This window comes from Roseateles sp., from assembly GCF_044373315.1.
Classification (GTDB): domain Bacteria; phylum Pseudomonadota; class Gammaproteobacteria; order Burkholderiales; family Burkholderiaceae_C; genus JACDQM01.
In genome coordinates this window covers 22,142-40,096 of the sequence record NZ_JBILQK010000032.1, presented here as the reverse complement: position 1 = coordinate 40,096, position 17,955 = coordinate 22,142, and the positions used below count along the sequence as shown (strand labels likewise).

The following is a 17,955-nucleotide window of genomic DNA, read 5'->3' as shown; positions in this document are numbered from 1 at the left end:
TCTTCCAGCGCCCGGTTGAAGCGCACGACACAGCGCCCCTGATCGGTCGGCAGGCGGAACTCCGGCACCATCTTCTTCAGATGGCGGATCGCAAAGTTGATCATGGGCCCGCGCCACCAGCCCAGCAGGTCGCCAAGCGAAGCCAGCACCACATGCTTGACATCGGTCTGGTCGATCACCTCCTCAAGCGTCATCGCGAAGTTCTCAAGGATGACGATGGCCTGCGCCCCGGAGTCCTTGAGCTGATGCGCCAGCTCACGTGGGGTGTAGAGCGGGTTCACGTTAACCACGGTGTAGCCAGCGCGCAAGATGGCTGCAATCGCCACCATGTACTGCAGGACGTTGGGCATCATGATGGCGACGCGGGCGCCACGCTCAAGGCCACGCGACTGCAGCCAGGCGCCGAGTGACTGCGACATGCTGTCAATCTGGCCGAAGGTCAGACGTTGGTCCATACAGACGGCAGCGTCACGCGAGGCGTGCTTGCGGAACGACTCCTCGAGAAGCTCGACCAGCGAGTTGTACTCGCCGGGGTCAATCTCGAATGGGACGCCTGGCGGGTAGGACTGCAGCCAAGGTTTGGATGCGGCCGTCTCGGGCGAGGCTGTTTTCAAGGTCTCATGCGCCAGGTCCTGCACGATGTCTCCTTGGCGTCTGATGCGCCTGTTTTGTTCACCTGTGCATGGTCGCGGCAGGCCGTCCCCGCAGGTTAGGGTAATTGCCCCAATGGATCGTCACCTGGGGGACAAGCCCCGGCCAAGGCCTCGGGATCACAGCGAAACAAAGCGCTCGCGAGGTTTTCCTCACGCTGTCGCACGGTTGACAGGAAGTGTTGCGCACCCTTCATGGCTTTGAAGGTATCAAAGCCGGTTTCCAGGAAATGCTGCAGCTCGCCGAGCCCGGCCGCTGCCGCTGGGCCTCGCATCATGCGCAGCGCTTGGCGCAGCAGCGGCTTGCGGGTATAGGCATCAAGTGCCTGGCCCACGGCCATCGTCAGGTCGATCTGCTGTTGCCGCAGCTCTGGCAGCCGGGTGGCCTGCCAGGCATGGGCGTAGCGCGCGGGTTGGGGCGGCGCGCCGTTCAGATGCCGCGCCATCTCGGTATCGAGCCGCTCAGAAATCGCGTGCAGCTCTGCCAGGTGGGCTACGGTCGCGACCACCTCGCTTGGGAACAGCCGGGCCAGCGCCGGCACCACGCGCGCAAATTGCGCATCACGGCGGGTGAAGTCGCCCGGCCCATATAGCTCTTCAAGAAAGAAACGGGCCGCTGCGGCATAGCGCGGGTTGGCCAGCAGATCGCCATAGCTGCGTGTGAAACGCTGCTGCTGATAGAGCTTGAGTCGTTCCACATCATGCTCCAGCCCCGGGGTGACCTTGCGCAGTCGCCGCTGCTCGGCTACATGTTGCAGCCAGTCGAGGATCTGCTCTGGGACGGGCTGGCTCATCGGCGTGTCGGGCAGTTCATTGCGTTGATTGTGCCGTCTACACTGCCCGCTCAAGAGGGAGAGGCTGTCGATGAACGCGCGTCTGCAACAACTGCTGGCCTTGCTGCGCCTCGCGGCGTGCCTGACGGTCCTGCTGTGGTCCTGGCGGGCCGGCCAAAGCATCGCCGAAGGCTTGGGCTGGCTGCTGCTGGTCGGCTGGGGCTGGGCCGCGTTGATGCTGCCGCGCTTCATCTTTCCTCACCTGCTGGAACCGCGGCGATGGCTGGCGGCCTTGCACGCGTGGTGGATCGAGGTCTGGATCTGCGAGCGGCTCTTCAGCTGGCAGCAACCCTTTGCATCGCAGGCCTTGGCAGACTACCTGCCCGAGGCCTGCGACAAACCGGGCCTGCTGCTCTTGCACGGCTTCAGCTGCAATCGTGGCCTGTGGAATCCCTGGATGCGCCTGCTGCGCCGTCGCGGCAACCCCTTTATCGCCCTGACGCTGGAACCCGCCTACGGCAGCATCGATGCATATGCCGATTCGATCGAGGCCGCCCTTCAGGCCTTGGAGCGTTCAAGCCCGGGCCGACCGCCGCTGATCGTGGGCCACAGCATGGGAGGGCTGGCGGCGCGTGCTTGGCTGCGCCGGTATGGGCGCACGGGCCGGGTGCAGGCTGTCGTGACGCTGGGCACGCCACACGCCGGCACCGCGCTGGCCCATCTCTCGCACACCACCAACGGTCGGCAGATGAGACGCGACAGCCCATGGCTGAACGGTCTCGCGGCCCACGAGTCGGCCGCGGTTTATCAGCAGTTCGACTGCGTCTACAGCCGTGAAGACCAGATCGTGTTCCCGGCTGAGACCGCCGTGTTGCCCGGCGCGCGGGTCAGCCTGCTGCCGCACCTCGGCCACCTTGGGCTTGCTTTTGCGCCGCAAAGCTACGCACTTGTGTTGCAACGGCTGGACGAGGCTGAAGGCTTGGGCGCAGGCCGCTGAAACTGCAAGCAAAAGGCCCCGCGCGTTGCAACAACGGGCGGGGCCTTGTCGAAGGGGCAGCCGAGGTCGATCAGGCCGAAGCCGGCTCGTCCTTCAACACGCCGCGGCGGATCTGGTCGAGCTCGATGCTCTCGAACAGGGCCTTGAAGTTGCCCTCGCCGAAACCTTCATTGCCCTTGCGCTGGATCAGCTCGAAGAAGATCGGGCCGATCACCTCCTTGGTGAAGATCTGCAGCAGCAGTTCCTTCTCGGCGCCCAGGTGGGCCGCGCCGTCGATCAGGATGCGCAGACGCCGCAGGTTCTCGACCGATTCACCATGCCCGGGCAGGCGCTTGTCGATCAGATCGAAATATGTGTCGATGGTGTCCTGGAACACCACGCCGCTGCCGTTCATGCCCTCGACCGTGGTGTAGATGTTGTCAGTGCCCAAGGCGACGTGCTGGATGCCTTCGCCGTGGTACAGGTCCAGGTACTCGGCGATCTGGCTCTTGTCGTCGCTGCTCTCGTTGATCGGGATGCGGATCTTGCCGCAGGGGCTGGTCATGGCCTTGCTCTTCAGGCCGGTCAGCTTGCCTTCGATGTCGAAGTAGCGCACTTCGCGGAAGTTGAAGAAGCGCTCATAGAACTCGGCCCATTCCTTCATGCGACCGCGGAAGACGTTGTGCGTGAGGTGGTCGATATAGGTCAGGCCATGGCCCACCGGGTTCGCGTTGACCGGCTGGCCGGCGGCGTCGAGCAGCGGCACAAAGTCCACGTCGTAGATGCTGATGTTGCCGATCGAGCCAGGGGTGGCGCCGTTCTTGCCTTGCCAGCGGTCGACGAAATAGATCAGCGAATCGCCGATGCCCTTGATGGCCGGAATGTTCAGCTCCATCGGGCCGGCCTTGTTGTCAAAGCCCCAGGCGCCGAGTTCCAGCGCGCGCTGATAGGCGCTCGCAGCGTCCTTGACCCGGAAGGCAATCGCGCAGATCGAGGGCCCGTGCAGGCGCGCAAAGCGCTGCGCGAAGGAGTCACTCTCGGCGTTGATGATGAAGTTGACGCCGCCTTGGCGATACAGCGTCACGTTCTTGTGGCGGTGCTTGGCCACGGCGGTGAAGCCCATGGTCTCGAAAAGCTGGCCCAGTGCGGCCGGATCGGGGGCGGCAAACTCGATGAACTCGAATCCATCGGTGCCCATCGGGTTGTCCCAGGGGGTGAAAGCGGCCATGCGTGTCTCCTGTTGCCGGTCTTGCGATGGATCAAGACTGTAGGTCTCGCACCGCGCAGGAATCATGCGACTTCGGGCGTCGTCTGGCCAAGTTGCGCAGCTTTCCTGCAAAATGACGTGTATGCCCAATGAAATCCAGCTTGATGCGATTGATCGGCGCCTTCTCAAGGCCTTGCAGGTCGATGGCCGGCTGACCAATGACGCCTTGGCTGCCGAGGTCAATCTCTCCGCCTCGGCCGTGCTGCGGCGTGTGCGGCGGCTTGAGGAAGCTGGCGTGATTGCTGCCTACGTCGCCCTGGTCTCGCCGGAGCGCGTGGGGTTGGGCCTGACGGCGTATCTGAATGTTCGTCTGGAAAAGCACACCGAGAGCCACAAGCGCAATCCGATGGACCTCTTCAAGGCCGCAGTGCAGACCTGGCCCGAGGTGGTGGAATGCGCCGCGCTGACCGGCGAGATGGACTACCTGCTGCGTGTGATGGTGCAGGACATGGCGCACTATGCGCGCTTCATCAGCGAGACCCTGCTCAAGCACCCCAGCGTGCAGGACTGCAAGACCAGCTTCGTGCTGGACCGCGTCAAGAAAACCACGGCAGTGCCGCTGTGATTCGCCGGTGGCGCGCTCAGCGCCGTCGCAGCACCACCGGCAGTTCGTGCCAGCCCTGGGCGTGCGCGACGCCGACATAGGGCGGCGCCGGCCACTCCCAGCGCTCCGCTGGGAATAGCGCCCGCATCGCGTTGATATCGCAGTGATAGGGCGGTCCTTCGACTAGGCCCTCGTCGGCACTGGCGCGACGCGCCTGCATGAACAAGGCCAGCAGCAGTCCGCCCGGCGCGAGCCAGGCATGCAGCTGCCGTGCATAGGCGCTCCAGTGATCGGGATGCAAGGCACACAGGCAGGTCTGCTCATAGACGCGCCGCAGCGGTGCCTCCGGTTGCCAGTGCAGCACATCGGCCTGTTCGACCGCCGCGCCAGGCAGCTTCAGCTCAGTCAGGCGCTGGCGAGCGAGGGCCACGGCGGCGGGCGCATAGTCCAAACCCAAGGCGGGCACGCCAGCGCTGGCCAGGGCCAACAACTCATGGCCGCTGCCACAGCCTGGCACCAGCACCTGATGCTCGGGCGTGATCAGCCGCTGATCGAGCCAGCGCGCCAGTTGCGGGTGCGGGTCGCCGCGGTCCCAGGGCGTCTGCCCGGTTTCGAAGCGGCGTTGCCAAAAATCGAGGGAGGGGCCAACCATGGTCAGCAGTCTACGGCAGCGGGTGCTCCGCACTGCTCTTGGCTTCGGGCGAACTCAGTCCAACTCTTCAAGCAGATGCCGGGTCGGCTCGATGCCCATATTGAGCAGCTTGGCGATATCGATGACATCGTCCGGCACCGCGGCGTCATCCCAGCCGTCGGCGGTGTGCCGCGCCAGGCGCACGGCGAGCTTCACCATCTGCACCTGCGGATCGTGATCACGCTTGTCGTCGGTGATGTGCGTCAGCAGTTCAGGCAGGTGCCAGGCATGCATCAAGGACTGCTCAAGATCGCCGAGCTCCACATTGAGCACTTGACGCTGCACGGCGGCGCTGCGCAGCTGCCGATCCGCCTGCTGGCGATGGCGGACATCCAAGGCCAGATCAGGCGCATGGCACCAGAGCAGCATTTCGGCGAAATCGTGCAGCATCGCCGCGCTGTGAATCACCGCGGCGTCATGGTCGAGCCGATGCACGGCAAAGGCCAGCGCGAAGCGCGCCGCGCGGTCGGCGCGGCGCAGCACGCGCTGCAGGCCCGCCAGCGCTTCAGGTTGGTTGCTCAGCCTGTCCTCAACGGTCGGTTGCGGACCGAAGGCATTGAAGAAAGGCGTGATGCCCATCAGCACCAGCGCTGCCGTCACGGTCTCGGCGTCGGTCACCAGGCGGCTGGAGCGATGGGCCGCAGCGTAGGCCAGCACCTTGAGCGTCATCAGCGGGTCGGTGGCGATGATCTCGCCCAGGCTGTTGGCGTCGACCGCATCCTCATTCGCACGCATCAGCTCCAGCGACTCGGCCGTGGCGGCCAGCACCGGGATCTCTGCATCCCGGAAGGAGGCCGTCCACGCGGCCAAGTCCGGCAGGGGCCGACGCAAGGGCTGGAAGGGGGCGGGAGCGTTCATGCGCTTTCGTTTCGCGGTGGCGGTAATCGTATATCGACGTCCACCCCGGCGACTTGAATCGCTCCTACCCCGCGCCGGCGCAAAGCGTGCATTACAACCGCGTCACGCCAGGCAAGGTGCCAATGAAGTGCCCGTCGACGTACAGCGCCCCCTCGGGCGCGCCGGCCTCAGCGTAGAACTCGATCTCGGGCGGCGCGCGGTGCTTGCGTGCCGGCACCAGGCTCAGCCGCACCGCCAACTGGGTCAATCCCAGGCTTGCGCGGAGCAGTGTGCGCGCTGTGCGGCGGCGCCAGCCAAGGGGCGCAGTCAGGGCCGGCTCGGGCCACTGACGCAGGGTGTGGATGCGTGTCATGTCTTTCTCTCCCGGTTTTCCTGCCCCGGTTCAGGGGCTTTGATCGCTGTGGCGCTGCAACTCCTGTCGCAGCGCGCGTTGCGCGCTCTGGCGCTGGGTCTTTCGCGCACCGCCGTGGCGGCCGGCCTGACGCATCAGACTGGGGGCCACCAGGGGATTGCGCGGCTTGCTCTGCTGCAGGCGCAGCGGGCGCGGTGAAATGAACTGGGCCATAGGACTGAACTCCTTGCGGGCAATTGAAATGACCCGCGTTCTTGCTCGCTGGACATGGCGTCTGGGTCGGCGCAACCATGCGGCGGCTGAACCGGTGCGCGGCGGCGACGGCAATGCCCGGCGGGCGTGCTGATGAATATGACGACTGCGAATGCCTGCCGGCGCGCTGACGCGAAGGGCGAGGCCAGGAAATCTCCGCCCCGGGGCTGGGCGGTGTAGGAGCCGGCGGTGCGTCGCGGGCGGCTGGCGTGAGTCGCTGAGCCTGGTTCGGGCGTCAGCGCTCTCCGGCAGTGCCGCGAAGCCGGGGCTCCGGGTTGAGGCGTTGGGCTGAAAGGTGAAGCTTCGCCACGGAGAACCCCGCCGTGACTTGCGCAGATGATAAACGATTGATTATCTTGCGCAAGTGTTTTTTATCTAAATCCGCTCCGGCGAACTAGGGGGTCACTTCTTGCCCTTTAGCGGCGCGATGCCTTGCTGCAGGCGCCGCCAGGCGTCCACGGCATCGTCGGCGGCTGGTGAGGCTTTGGGTGCTGGCGCCAGCTTGGCCGTTGCCTTGCCTGCGGGCGCTGCGGCAGATGCAGGCGGCACGGCTGCAGCGCTGGGCGTCAGCACCTCGCCCAGCAGATCCAGCAGGCGCGTGCGCGCGCGCTGCGGGTGGCGCCGGTAGTAGGTCAGCACCAGGCCGACGATGAAGCGTTCATCGTCGTCCTGCGGCACGCTGGGCGTGGCCTCGTCCGGCGCTGCCGCAGCGCCGGCCAGTCGATGCTCCTGGTCCATCCAGCCCGTGGGCTTGTGGCAGAGCTGCTCGAACTGGCGGGCCAGCCTCTCGCCGATCTGGCGCGAGCGGCTCTTGATCTGGCTCCAGTAGCTGGGCTGGATCTGCAGGCGCTCGGCAAAGCGGCGCTCGAGCCCGCGCAGGGTGGCGGCATCGGGATGCTTGATCGTTGCGGTGACGAATTCTTCGAACAGGAACATCGCGTTGTCCAAGCGAATCTGGGCGACATCCCGGGGAGCGATTGACATGTCCGTATGATAAAGCTGCGTTCACCCAAGCCGAGGCGCCTAGGCGCCATCTTCAGTGAGGTGCCCATGCAAATGCGTCAGCTGTTTGCTCTGTTTCTGATGCTGGCCAGCCTGTCGCCAGTCCATGCGCTTGAACGAGCACTTGATAAAGAAGTGATCATCAAGGCGAGCCTGGAGCAGGCTTGGCAAAGCTGGACCACGCGCGAGGGCATCGTCGCCTTCTTTGCGCCGGACGCCAGGATCGAGCCCAAAGTCGGTGGTGCCTTCCAGATCTATATGGACCCAGGCGCAGTTCCCGGCAACAAAGGCGCCGATGACATGCGTTTCATGGCATTGCAGCCGATGAAGATGATCAGCTTCGACTGGAACGCGCCGCCGCATCTGCCTCAGGTGCGCTCGCAGCGCACCTTCGTCACGGTGCGCTTCGAGCCGGCTAGCGAAGGCCAGACGCGTGTCACGCTGCACCACACCGGCTGGGGCGATGGGGGCGAGTGGGACCAGGCCTACGCTTACTTCGACCGCGCCTGGGCCAACGTGCTGAACAACCTGAAGAAACGCTACGACAGCGGTCCGCAGGATTGGACCGAATGGCTGGCCCAATTGGAGCGCTGGCGAGCTCAGGCGAGGGCTGCGCAGGCGGCAACTTCAGCCGGCGCGGCGGCCTCGGCCGCCCAGCGCTGAGGCCGGGGCGCGCATTAGAGTGGCTAGCAAAACCAAGAGAAGCGGTTCTGGCTAGGCATCCTGGCGCAGACAGTTCATGCAGCTGCTACGGCCGGTCAGGGCAACGACGCCAGAAGGGTCATGTTTGCCGCTCTTAGTCCTCGTCCTTGACCTTGTAGCTCGACATCAGCTGGCTCTGCACCTGCGGCGGCACCGCCTCGTAGTGCGATAGCGCGATGGTGTAGCGGCCTTGGCCGGCCGTCATCGCGTTCAGGCGCGTCTGGTAGCTGGCCAACTCGGCCAGTGGTGCCAGCCCCTGCACCGTGATCACACCGGGTACGGCGGCACGGGTGCCGCTGACCTGGCCGCGGCGTGCGGCCAGATCGCCGGTGATGTCGCCCATCGCAGCCTCGGGCGCCAGGATCTCCACATGCACCAGAGGCTCAATCACCACGGGCCTTGCTTCCTTCACCGCAGCAATCAGCGCCCGCTGGCCGGCGGTGACGAAGGCGATTTCCTTGCTGTCCACCGAATGGTGCTTGCCGTCGAAGACGGTCACTCGCAGGTCCACCAGCGGAAAGCCGGCCACCGCGCCGCTGGCCAGCGCGGCGCGCACGCCTTTCTCTACCGCCGGCATGAACTGGCCGGGGATGGTGCCGCCTTTGACCGCATCCACGAACTCAAAGCCCGCGCCGCGCGCCAGCGGCTCGACGCGCAGCCAGACTTCACCGAACTGCCCGGCACCGCCGCTCTGCTTCTTGTGGCGGTAATGGCCCTCGGCCGGCGCGGCAATCGTCTCGCGGTAGGCGATGCGCGGCGGCTGCGTCTGCACCTCGAACTTGTAGCTGTCGCGCAGGCGCTCCAGCAGCATGCGCAGATGCAGCTCTCCCAGGCCGTAGATCAGGGTCTCGTTGGTGGCGCCCACATGCTCCACCTTTAGGCAGGGATCTTCATCGACCAGCCGATGCAGGATTTCCCACAGGCGTTGCTCATCGCCGTGGCGCAGCGGGCTGACCGCCAGACCATGTACCGGCACCGGGAAGTCCAGTGCCGCCAGATGGATGTGCTCATCTTCCTGGGCGTCATGCAGCACGGCGTCATAGTGCAGCTCATCGACCTTGGCGATGGCGCACAGATCGCCCGGCAGCGCCTGCTCGACCTCCAAATGCTCCTTGCCCTGCAGCATGAAGAGATGGGCGACCCGAAAGGGCTTGCGCGCATGGCCGACGAAGAGCTGGGCATTGCGCCTGAGCGTGCCCTGATGCACGCGCAGCACGGCCAGCTTGCCCAGGTAAGGATCGGCATTGATCTTGAACACATGGGCCAGCACATGCGCCTCGGGATCAGGTCGTGCGGTGATCGGCACAGCGGCGTCGCCCTCGCCTGACAGGAACTGTGGCGGATTGCCTTCGGCCGGATTGGGCAGCAGGCGCTCGATCACATCCAAGAGCGCGGGCACGCCGGCGCCGGTCTTGGCCGAGGTGAAGCAGACCGGAATCAGGTGGCCCTCGCGCAGTGCCTGCTCCAGCGGCGCATGCAGCTCGCGCGGATCGACATCGCCCTCGTTGAGGTAGCGCTCGACAAAGCCGGCGTCGACCTCCACCACCTGCTCCACCAAAGCGCGGTGCGCCGCCTCGGGTGACGAGAAATCACTGCTGCCCTCGGTGTTGAAGAAACAGTCCAGCACGCGACCGGCACCGGCGGCCGGCAGATTCAATGGCAGGCATTCGCGGCCGAAGGTCTGCTGCAGTGCGGCCAGCAGACCCGGCAGGTCGACCCCTGGCGCATCGATGCGATTCACCACGATCAGCCGGCACAGCCCGCGCGCGGCCGCAGTCTCCAGCATGCGCGAGGCCATCAGTTCGATGCCGTTCTGCGCGTTGATCACCACCACCGCGGTATCTGCGGCCTCAAGCGCCGGCAGAGCCTGGCCGATGAAGTCGGGCGAGCCCGGGGTGTCCACCGCGTGGATGCGAAGGCCGGCGTGATCTATATGCACGACCGAGGCATGCAGCGAGTGCTGCATGCGGCGCTCCAGCGGATCGTGGTCACTGACGGTGTTGCCGCGCTCCACCGAGCCCGCGGTGGCGATGGCGCCAGCCTGCAGCAGCAGAGCTTCGAGCAGGCTGGTCTTGCCTGCACCGGCGGGCCCGACGAAGGCGAGTGTGCGCAGCCTGGCGATTCCCGGATGCAGCGCCGCGCCGCTGGGGGGGCTGGCGTCGGGGCCGGCTTGGGGCTGGACGGGCATGGCGCACTCCTTCGGTCTTGCTGAACCTCTGACGGGCGGGGCCAGGGCTTGCGTCCTGGCCCGACTGGCAGCGTAGGGCAAGCTACGCTGAGCGGCAAGAGGGTAGCGTCCGATCAGGCGGTCGCCTGCACCCCCACGATGCTGCGGCCAGCGGGCAGGCCGGTGAAGGCATAGTCCAGCGCCGGTGTCCGTCCGCTGACGATGTCGGCGATGGCCGCCCCCGAGCCGCAGCTGTGGGTCCAGCCCAGCGTGCCGTGGCCGGTGTTGAGGAACAGATTGCTGACGCGGCTGCGGCCGATATAGGGCAGGTTGGACGGCGTCGCCGGGCGCAGGCCGGTCCAGAACTGCGCACCGCTGCCATCGCTCATCTGCGGGAACAGCTCGCGGGTGCGGCGCAAGATGGCCTCGCAGCGCCGCAGGTTCAGCTGCGTGTCATAGCCATTGAGCTCGGCCGTGCCGGCGATGCGCAGGCGGTCGCCCAGGCGCGAGAACACCAGCTTGTACTCATCATCGGTCAGCGAGACCTGGTAGCTGTGCTCGGCTGCGGTCACCGGCAGCGTGACCGAGTAGCCCTTGGCCGGATAGATGTTGAGATCCACCCCCAACTCGCGGGCGAAGGCGCGGCTGAACGAGCCCAGGCACAGCAGATGGCGATCGGCCTTGAGGCGCTGCACCACCCCGGCGGCATTCGCGCAGATCACCTCGTCGATGGCGTCGCCGTGCCGCGCGAAGCCCAGCACGCGCGTCTCGTAGCGAAACTTGACACCGGCTGCCGCGCAGCGCTCCGCCAAGGCTTGGGTAAAGCGGTGGGCGTCACCGGATTCGTCGCTGGGCGTCATGCTGCCGCCGACGATGCGCGCACGGCATTGCGCCAGCGCCGGCTCGATGGCCACGCATTCATCGGGCGTCTTCATGTCCAGCTCGCAGCCCTGCTCGCGCATGATGCGCGCCGGCTCCTGCGCTGCCGCGTACTCGGCCTCGCTGGTGTAGAAGTGCAGGATGCCCTTGTCCAGCTGCTCGTACTGCAGGCCCAACTGGGCGCGCAGCTCGCGCAGCTTGGCGCGGCTGTACAGACCCAGGCTGACGATGTTGCGGATGTTGTGCGCAGTGCGGCCCGGCAGGCATTCGCGCAGAAAGGCAAGGCCCCAGCGCCATTGCGCGGGGTCGGCGCGCAGGCGGAACAGCAGCGGCGCGTCCTCCTTCATCAGCCACCTCAGCACCTTCAGTGGTGCGCCGGGATTGGCCCAGGGTTCGGCATGCGAGACCGAGATCTGGCCGCCGTTGGCAAAACTGGTTTCCAGCCCGGCAGCGGGCTGGCGTTCGATGACGGTGACTTCATGGCCGGCTTGACGCAGGTACCAGGCCGAGGTGATGCCGGTGACGCCGGCGCCGAGAACGATGATGTGCATGGAAAGGCACTCCTTGACGCGATCCACGCGCAGGCGTGCACAGGCCCGGGACACGGTATGAGTCCATCGAAAGCGTGCAGCGCTAAACGCGCGCCGCTCCCGCTGTCCTCGGTACCTGAGAGATTCAGCCGGCCATCACCCGATGGCGGCCTTGCTCCTTCGGCGGCGGTCAGCTGACTGACCACGCTCTCCAGCATTCGGCTTGTTGACGGATCCAGTACGGGGCCTGAGCGAGTATGGGAGCTTGCGCCTTCGGCGGCCGTCGCATGGGGCGGCAGCACTCTCCTGAATCCGGGAGCGAGTGTAGGGGCCGGCGCTGCGCGGCGTCAACGCCGGCGTCCTGGGCCTGTCGCGTCGTGGCAAGCTCCTCGCTGCCGCGGCGACGCCAAAGGCCGACTGGGGTAACAGGGTGAAAAGGCAGCAGCCGGCCTGTGCCACCCGTCCTAGACTGGCGGCGCCACAAAGCTCAGGAGTCCGCCATGCCCGCCGCTGTTTCCCGCCGCTCCCTGCTTTGTGCCAGCCTGTTGCCCCTAATCGGCGTGGCCTGTGGTGGTGGTGGCGAGCCAGCACCAGCACCAGCACCAGCACCAGCACCTGCACCAGCACCTGCACCTGCACCTGCACCTGCACCGGGTGGCCCGCCGCAACTCAGCACCTTGCGCACGGGTCTGGCCAGTCCCTGGGCGCTGGCGGTCTTGCCTGATGGCAGCCTGCTGATCACGCAGCGCGGCGGCACGCTGCTGCGCCTGAGTGCGGATGGCAAAAGCCTGCTGGCCACGCTCAGTGGCTTGCCCGCGGTCGATGCGGCTGGCCAGGGCGGTCTGCTCGATGTGGCGCTGGACCCGGACTTCGCCGGCAGCCCCTGGGTCTATCTGAGCTACTCCGAGCCCGGCAGCGGCGCCGAAGCCGGGCGCAGCGGCACCGTGGTGGCGCGTGCGCGGCTGGTGGGCAATGCGCTGCAGGAATGGAACGTGATCTTCCGCCAGCGGCCCAAGGTGGCCGGCAGCGGCCACTACGGCGCGCGCCTGGCCTTCGCTGCGGACAAGAGTCTGTTCATCACGTTGGGCGAGCGTCAGCAGGGCAACCCGGCGCAGGATCTGGCGCAGACCCTCGGCAAGGTGGTGCGCATCCAGCGCGATGGCAGCCTGCCGTCCGACAACCCGATATGGAGCGCAGGCGCCTTGCCTGGCATCTGGAGCCGCGGCCACCGCAATCCGCAAGGCGCGGCCATCCATCCGCAGACCGGCGAGCTGTGGCTCAGCGAGCATGGCCCGCAGGGCGGTGACGAGATCAATATCGCGCGGGCAGGCGGCAACTACGGCTGGCCGCTGCGCAGCTATGGCTGCAATTACGGCGACCCGGTGGGCGAGGCCTGCCGCATCGGCGGGGGTGTGCATGCCCCCAGTTATGCCGAAGCGCAGACTTTCTGGACGCCCACATCGATCGCGCCGTCCGGCCTACTGTTCTACACCGGCCGCATGTTTCCTGAGTGGCTGGGCCAGCTGTTCTCCGGCGCCCTGGCCGGTCAGGCCTTGTGGCGACTGAGCCTGTCCGGCAACACCGTGCTCGCGCGTGAGGTGATGTTTGCCAGCCTGGGCGAGCGATTCCGCGATGTGCGCCAGGCGCCGGATGGTGCGCTGCTGCTGCTGACCGACAGCGGCAAGCTGCTGCGCCTGGCGCGCTGAGCCCCGTTCACGGCATCTGCAGGCGCTTGTAGTAGCGCGCGGTGCTGTGCAGTTGGCCATCGGCGCTGGCGTCGTAATCGGGCACCTCGCCGGCGCGCTGCCAGCCCAGATGGGCATACACCGCTTCCGCCTGCGAGCCGGCGGGCGTGTCCAGCACCAGCAGGGTGCGCCCCTGGGCCAAGGCGGCGCATTCCAACCGGCTCATCAGTCGGCTGGCGATGCCGCGGCCACGCGACTGGCTGTGCACCATCAGGCCCTGCACCTCACCGCGATGGTGGGCGTTGGCCAAGGGGCACATCGACAGCTGCGCCACACCCAGCAGCTGTGAGGGCTGCTCGTCCTCGCAAGCGATCCACAGATGGTGGCGCGGACCCAGGCGCGCGAATACCGCGTGCCAATAGTCCAGCGCGGCATAGCGCGACAGTGGTGCAAGAAAGCCCAGGCTGGCGCCGTGGTGCACGTTGTCGATCAGCAGATCGGCCAGGGCGGGCAGCCAGTGCAGATCGGCGCTGCCCAGCTTCTTGACCGCAGGCGCAGGCCGCTCGCGCAGCGCTGGGGCCGGGCGGCCGGCGGGCTGCAGTTGAACGCGTTCGTACTGGGCCGCCTGGAAACCGAGGTCGATCGAGGGAATGTCGGATTGGGCTTGACGGAAGAACATCGCGGGGTCTCACGCAGGGATCTTGTCCGCCCGGGCCTTCTGGGCCCGGCGGGGCATGGTTTTCCCTGAGCAAGCCGCGTGCCAGCCCCATTGGCCGGGTTTGACCTCAGCCCTCCAGCCCTGGTTCCGCGAGCAGGCGCCCGCGCCCGGTGCGTTTGGCTTCATAGAGCGCCGTCTCGGCGCGGCGCATCAGGTCCTCGACATCGCGGTCGCCATGCCGCAGGCGTGCCCAGCCGGCGCTGAAATCCAGCGCAAAGCCCAGTTCTGCCGGTGCCTTGAGGGCCAGCGCCTCGCGCAAGCGCTTGTCCAGGGCCTCGGGGCCTTGTGCATCGCATCGCATCATCAGCACGGCAAATTCCTCGCCGCCGACACGGCCGACCAGGTCGCCCAGGCGCTTCTGCTCTTGCAGGCAGCGGCCGAACAAGGCCAGCGCGCGGTCCCCCATCTCCGGTCCATGCTTGTCGTTGAGCGCTTTCAGGAAGTCGATGTCCAGCATCATCAGCGCCAGCGGCTCTTTGTAGCGCCGTGCCATCGAGAGGTGGTCTACCGAACGTGACAGGAAGGCGCGGCGGTTGCACAGCCCCGTCAGCACGTCGGTCTGCGCCAGGCGCTGGAAGGCGTTCTCTGCCTCGCCACGCCAGGCCGCCAGCATTGCGGCCATCGTCAGCGGCACGGCCAGCACGCTGAGCACCATGGACAGCGTGTTGAGGGGATGGGGCGTGGCAAAACTTGGATAGGCCGCTTCATGCAGGGCGGCCAGCGCGGCGCGTCCGCCGGTCAGCAGCGCCATCACGGCCAGACAGCCCAGCAGCAGGCCGCGCCAGCGCCAGCTGGCGCGCACCAGCTCCGGCTCCATGCCCTTGGGCGCCTGGATCAGCGCTAGGCACAGCAACAGCAGCTGGGCGCAGAACAGCGCGTTGCTGCTGCTGGTGCGCAGGCTGAAGCTGCCGAAGCTCAGCAGATAGAGCAGGGCCGCGAGCGCCGGCAGCGCCAGCATCAGGCGCCGGCCGCGCCGCGATCCCAGCCATTGCGCGATGGCGAGCCACAGCGCGCTCAGCGCAGCGGCGATTGCCGCCATCGCCAGCGCGCCCACCCAGCGGTGGCCCTGCTCCGGCGCCAGCACCAGCAGCAGCCAGCCCACACCGTGCAAGGTCATCGCGGCCTGGGCGTGGCGGCCACCTGGGCTGAGCTGGTGCCAGCCCATCAGCACCGGCAGCGCCAGTGCCAGCACCAGGGACTGCAGGGCCAGCAGGCTGAACAGCGTCGGAAGGTCGAAGTGCATGTTGGGCGTTCGATATCGGGTTCAACAGACTCTACTGGAAGGCCACCTCGGCAAAGCTGCGCAGCTTGCGGCTGTGCAGGCGGTCCGGCCCCTGGGCGCGCAGCAGCTCGACGGCCCGCAGCCCGATGCGCAGGTGCTGATCAACGCGCTGGCGGTAGAACTTGTCGGCCATGCCTGGCAGCTTGATCTCGCCATGCAGCGGCTTGTCGGACACGCACAGCAGGGTGCCGTAGGGCACGCGGAAGCGAAAGCCGTTGGCAGCCAGCGTGGCGCTCTCCATGTCCAGCGCGATCGCGCGGCTCTGACTGAAACGCCGCTCCGGGCCGCCGTCGAGCGACTTGGGCAGCAGCTCCCAGTTGCGGTTGTCGGTCGAGGCCACCGTGCCGGTGCGCAGTACGCGCTTGAGCGCCGCATCGCTCAGGCCGGTGACCTCGGCCACCGCCTGCTCCAGCGCCACCTGCACCTCGGCCAGCGGCGGAATCGGCACCCACAGCGGCAGCTCCTCGTCCAGCACATGGTCCTCGCGCACATAGCCATGCGCCAGCACATAGTCGCCCAGAGCCTGGCTGTTGCGCAGGCCGGCGCAGTGGCCCAGCATCAGCCAGGCATGCGGACGCAGCACCGCGAGGTGGTCACTCATGGTCTTGGCATTGGCCGGGCCGACGCCGATATTGACCATCGTGATGCCGCTGCCGTCCGCGCGCACCAGGTGATAGGCCGGCATCTGCGGCAGGCGCGGCGGCGCCGTGCCCTCGGCCTGCGCAGCAGCACCGCAGCGCGTGATCACATTGCCAGGTTCGACAAAGGCGGCGTAGTCGTCCTGCTCGTGCTGCATCAGCTCATGGCCGAGACGGATGAACTCGTCGATGTAGAACTGGTAGTTCGTGAACAGCACGAAGTTCTGGAAGTGCGTGGCCGAGCTGCCGGTGTAGTGCCGCAGGCGCTGCAGTGAATAGTCCACGCGCGGTGCGGTGAACAGCGACAGCGGCTCGGGCTCGCCGCGTCGCGTCTCATGCGTGCCGTTGGCAATGCCATCGTCCATGGCGGCCAGATCGGGCAGGTCGAAGCAATCGCGCAGCTGCTGGCGGCGCTCGGTGCTGAGCTCGCCCTCCACATGCTGATCCTCGCCGAGCGCGAAGTGCAGCGGGATCGCCTGGTTGCTGCTGCCGACCTCCAGCGTGCCGCCATGGTTGAGCAGCAGCAGGCGGAACTGTTCGAGGTTGTAGTTGGCGAACAGATCGGGCCGGGTCAGCGTGGTTTCATAGGTGCCCGGGCCGGCCACGAAGCCATAGGCCAAGCGCGAGCCGCCGCGTGCCAGCGCATGGCTGCAGCGCAGGCGGACAAAGGGGTAGCAGGCGCGCACCCGGCCAATGGCTTCGCCAGCGACGAAGCGCTGCAAGGCATCGCGCAGGTGCCAGGTGCTGGCGCTGTAGATGCGCTGGGCCTGGGCGAGCGCAGCCTCGGCAGTTTCGTACGCGGTCGGTGCAAAGAATGGGGGTTCCATGGCCATGCGCCGATTGTGCGGGCAGCCGGCCCTACTTCAGCGGAATCGGCGTGGCCCGGTCCACCGGCACCGCGGTGACGCTGTTCTGCGGCGAGCCCTCGATCAGGCGCTCGGCATAGGTCAGGTAGACCAGGGTGTTGCGCTTGGCATCGACCATGCGCACGATGCGCAGCTTCTTGAACACCAGCGAGATGCGCTCGCTGAACACCTCTTCCTGCTGCGGCAGCGGCTTGGCGATGGCGATGGGGCCGACCTGGCGGCAGGCGATCGAGGCCTCGCTGCGATCTTCAGCCAGGCCGAGTACACCCTTGATGCCACCGGTCTTGGCGCGCGAGACATAGCAGGTGACGCCCGTCACCTTGGGGTCGTCATAGGCCTCGACCACGATCTTGTGATCGGGGCCGATCCACTTAAAAACCGTGTCCACCTCGCCGATCGATTCCGCCTGCACGCAGGCGACCAGCAGGCCCAGGCCGGCAAGTGCGCCCAGCAGCTTGGCATTCTTCTTCATCGTGCAATCCTCCTTGGTTGCCGGCGGCAAGAGCCGGCGCATCGCAGGCACGATAGCGCATCGCGGCAGTGGCCAGCACGGGCGGTCCGCGCGGCAGGCCTGACTGCGCTGTATGCTGCGCGCCCCGCAGTGCTCTGCCCTCCAGCCGCTCAATCATCATGTCCGACGCCGACTCCTCAGACCGCCCCGACATCCAGGAGCCCCGCCTGTGGCAGGACGCGCGCTGGACGGCGCAAGTGATCAAGAACGAGGACGACGAGGGTTGGGCGGTGGCGATGACGCTGTCCGGCCAGGCGGAGCCGGCCCTGGTCGGGCCCTGGACCATGGGGCGCGACAAGAAGAACCCCAAGCCGCTGGACATCAATGCATTCAACACGCTGGTGAAGACCGCGTCGGAAGTTCTGCGCCGCCATGAGCAGCAGCTGCATGCGCAGCTGCATCAAAGCCTGCGCGTCACGGTCGGTGACGCGAGCATCGAGGTGCGGCTGGACATCGTGCCGGATGAGGATGAGCCCTATGCGCTGCTGAGCGCGCATGACGAGATGGGCGAGCGTCTGGCTGAGGTCAAGGTGCGGCCCGGCTTCAAGCTCAACCGCGCCAGCGCCACCGCCTGGATCGAGGCCGAGTTCGAGCGGCCGCGCTGAACAGCAG

19 protein-coding genes and 2 riboswitches are annotated in these 17,955 nt (G+C 66.8%); of the genes, 5 read left to right on the top strand and 14 right to left on the bottom strand.

Annotated elements, in window-relative coordinates:
• Both ACIQ67_RS09760 and ACIQ67_RS09755 read right to left on the bottom strand, forming a co-directional pair.
• The coding region (locus ACIQ67_RS09760; protein WP_397534174.1) for an AMP-binding protein at positions 1–629 on the bottom strand (629 nt) is incomplete at its 3' end.
• Positions 630–709: 80 nt separating this feature from the next.
• Positions 710–1,444, bottom strand: coding sequence for an FFLEELY motif protein (locus ACIQ67_RS09755; protein WP_397534172.1), 735 nt, complete (start codon positions 1,442–1,444; stop codon positions 710–712).
• A 70-nt stretch (positions 1,445–1,514) separates the two neighbouring features.
• Here ACIQ67_RS09755 and ACIQ67_RS09750 point away from each other — a divergent pair, with 70 nt between their 5' ends.
• A complete protein-coding gene (locus tag ACIQ67_RS09750; protein WP_397534171.1) occupies positions 1,515–2,420 on the top strand; it encodes an esterase/lipase family protein in 906 nt (301 codons plus the stop codon).
• 70 nt (positions 2,421–2,490) lie between these two features.
• On the opposite strand, the gene hppD is transcribed toward ACIQ67_RS09750, so the two are convergent.
• Positions 2,491–3,627, bottom strand: a complete 1,137-nt coding sequence (gene hppD / locus ACIQ67_RS09745) for a 4-hydroxyphenylpyruvate dioxygenase (RefSeq protein WP_397534170.1) — start codon at positions 3,625–3,627, stop codon at positions 2,491–2,493.
• Positions 3,628–3,748: 121 nt separating this feature from the next.
• Here hppD and ACIQ67_RS09740 point away from each other — a divergent pair, with 121 nt between their 5' ends.
• Positions 3,749–4,231 (top strand): Lrp/AsnC family transcriptional regulator, encoded by a 483-nt coding sequence (locus tag ACIQ67_RS09740; protein WP_397534169.1) that lies wholly within the window; start codon positions 3,749–3,751, stop codon positions 4,229–4,231.
• Positions 4,232–4,247: 16 nt separating this feature from the next.
• Here the strand turns inward: ACIQ67_RS09740 and ACIQ67_RS09735 are convergent, their stop codons facing one another.
• From ACIQ67_RS09735 to ACIQ67_RS09715, 5 genes are all read right to left on the bottom strand, one after another.
• Complete coding sequence (locus tag ACIQ67_RS09735; RefSeq protein WP_397534168.1) at positions 4,248–4,862, bottom strand: methyltransferase domain-containing protein; 615 nt, start codon at positions 4,860–4,862, stop codon at positions 4,248–4,250.
• A 54-nt stretch (positions 4,863–4,916) separates the two neighbouring features.
• Positions 4,917–5,759, bottom strand: coding sequence for an HDOD domain-containing protein (locus tag ACIQ67_RS09730; protein WP_397534167.1), 843 nt, complete (start codon positions 5,757–5,759; stop codon positions 4,917–4,919).
• A 91-nt stretch (positions 5,760–5,850) separates the two neighbouring features.
• Positions 5,851–6,111, bottom strand: a complete 261-nt coding sequence (locus ACIQ67_RS09725; RefSeq protein WP_397534166.1) for a hypothetical protein — start codon at positions 6,109–6,111, stop codon at positions 5,851–5,853.
• A gap of 30 nt (positions 6,112–6,141) precedes the next feature.
• Positions 6,142–6,324 carry a hypothetical protein gene (locus tag ACIQ67_RS09720; protein WP_397534165.1) on the bottom strand — a complete coding sequence of 61 codons (183 nt, stop codon included), beginning with the start codon at positions 6,322–6,324 and terminating at the stop codon, positions 6,142–6,144.
• A 441-nt stretch (positions 6,325–6,765) separates the two neighbouring features.
• The gene (locus ACIQ67_RS09715; protein ID WP_397534164.1) at positions 6,766–7,347 is read right to left on the bottom strand and encodes a hypothetical protein; all 582 of its coding nucleotides are present in this window, start codon (positions 7,345–7,347) and stop codon (positions 6,766–6,768) included.
• A gap of 66 nt (positions 7,348–7,413) precedes the next feature.
• On the opposite strand from ACIQ67_RS09715, the gene ACIQ67_RS09710 reads away from it, so the two are divergent.
• Positions 7,414–8,028 carry an SRPBCC domain-containing protein gene (locus ACIQ67_RS09710; protein ID WP_397534163.1) on the top strand — a complete coding sequence of 205 codons (615 nt, stop codon included), beginning with the start codon at positions 7,414–7,416 and terminating at the stop codon, positions 8,026–8,028.
• 133 nt (positions 8,029–8,161) lie between these two features.
• On the opposite strand, the gene fusA is transcribed toward ACIQ67_RS09710, so the two are convergent.
• A complete protein-coding gene (fusA, locus tag ACIQ67_RS09705) occupies positions 8,162–10,255 on the bottom strand; it encodes an elongation factor G (RefSeq protein ID WP_397534162.1) in 2,094 nt (697 codons plus the stop codon).
• A gap of 113 nt (positions 10,256–10,368) precedes the next feature.
• The gene (locus ACIQ67_RS09700; protein ID WP_397534161.1) at positions 10,369–11,664 is read right to left on the bottom strand and encodes a D-amino acid dehydrogenase; all 1,296 of its coding nucleotides are present in this window, start codon (positions 11,662–11,664) and stop codon (positions 10,369–10,371) included.
• 92 nt (positions 11,665–11,756) lie between these two features.
• A riboswitch (glycine riboswitch) is annotated at positions 11,757–11,868 on the bottom strand.
• 1 nt (position 11,869) lies between these two features.
• Positions 11,870–11,962, bottom strand: a riboswitch (glycine riboswitch).
• A gap of 181 nt (positions 11,963–12,143) precedes the next feature.
• Here ACIQ67_RS09700 and ACIQ67_RS09695 point away from each other — a divergent pair.
• The gene (locus ACIQ67_RS09695; RefSeq protein ID WP_397534160.1) at positions 12,144–13,349 is read left to right on the top strand and encodes a PQQ-dependent sugar dehydrogenase; all 1,206 of its coding nucleotides are present in this window, start codon (positions 12,144–12,146) and stop codon (positions 13,347–13,349) included.
• 7 nt (positions 13,350–13,356) lie between these two features.
• Here ACIQ67_RS09695 and ACIQ67_RS09690 read toward each other — a convergent pair whose 3' ends face one another.
• The 4 genes from ACIQ67_RS09690 to ACIQ67_RS09675 all read right to left on the bottom strand — a co-directional run bounded on the left by ACIQ67_RS09690 (position 13,357) and on the right by ACIQ67_RS09675 (position 17,304).
• A complete protein-coding gene (locus ACIQ67_RS09690; RefSeq protein ID WP_397534159.1) occupies positions 13,357–14,007 on the bottom strand; it encodes a GNAT family N-acetyltransferase in 651 nt (216 codons plus the stop codon).
• A gap of 106 nt (positions 14,008–14,113) precedes the next feature.
• Entirely contained in the window at positions 14,114–15,289 is a 1,176-nt protein-coding gene (locus ACIQ67_RS09685; protein WP_397534158.1) for a GGDEF domain-containing protein, read from the bottom strand.
• Positions 15,290–15,320: 31 nt separating this feature from the next.
• Positions 15,321–16,799, bottom strand: coding sequence for an AMP nucleosidase (locus ACIQ67_RS09680; protein WP_397534157.1), 1,479 nt, complete (start codon positions 16,797–16,799; stop codon positions 15,321–15,323).
• A gap of 25 nt (positions 16,800–16,824) precedes the next feature.
• Positions 16,825–17,304, bottom strand: a complete 480-nt coding sequence (locus ACIQ67_RS09675) for a CreA family protein (RefSeq protein WP_397534156.1) — start codon at positions 17,302–17,304, stop codon at positions 16,825–16,827.
• A gap of 158 nt (positions 17,305–17,462) precedes the next feature.
• On the opposite strand from ACIQ67_RS09675, the gene ACIQ67_RS09670 reads away from it, so the two are divergent.
• Complete coding sequence (locus ACIQ67_RS09670) at positions 17,463–17,948, top strand: hypothetical protein (protein ID WP_397534155.1); 486 nt, start codon at positions 17,463–17,465, stop codon at positions 17,946–17,948.
• The last annotated feature ends 7 nt before the right edge of the window (positions 17,949–17,955 follow it).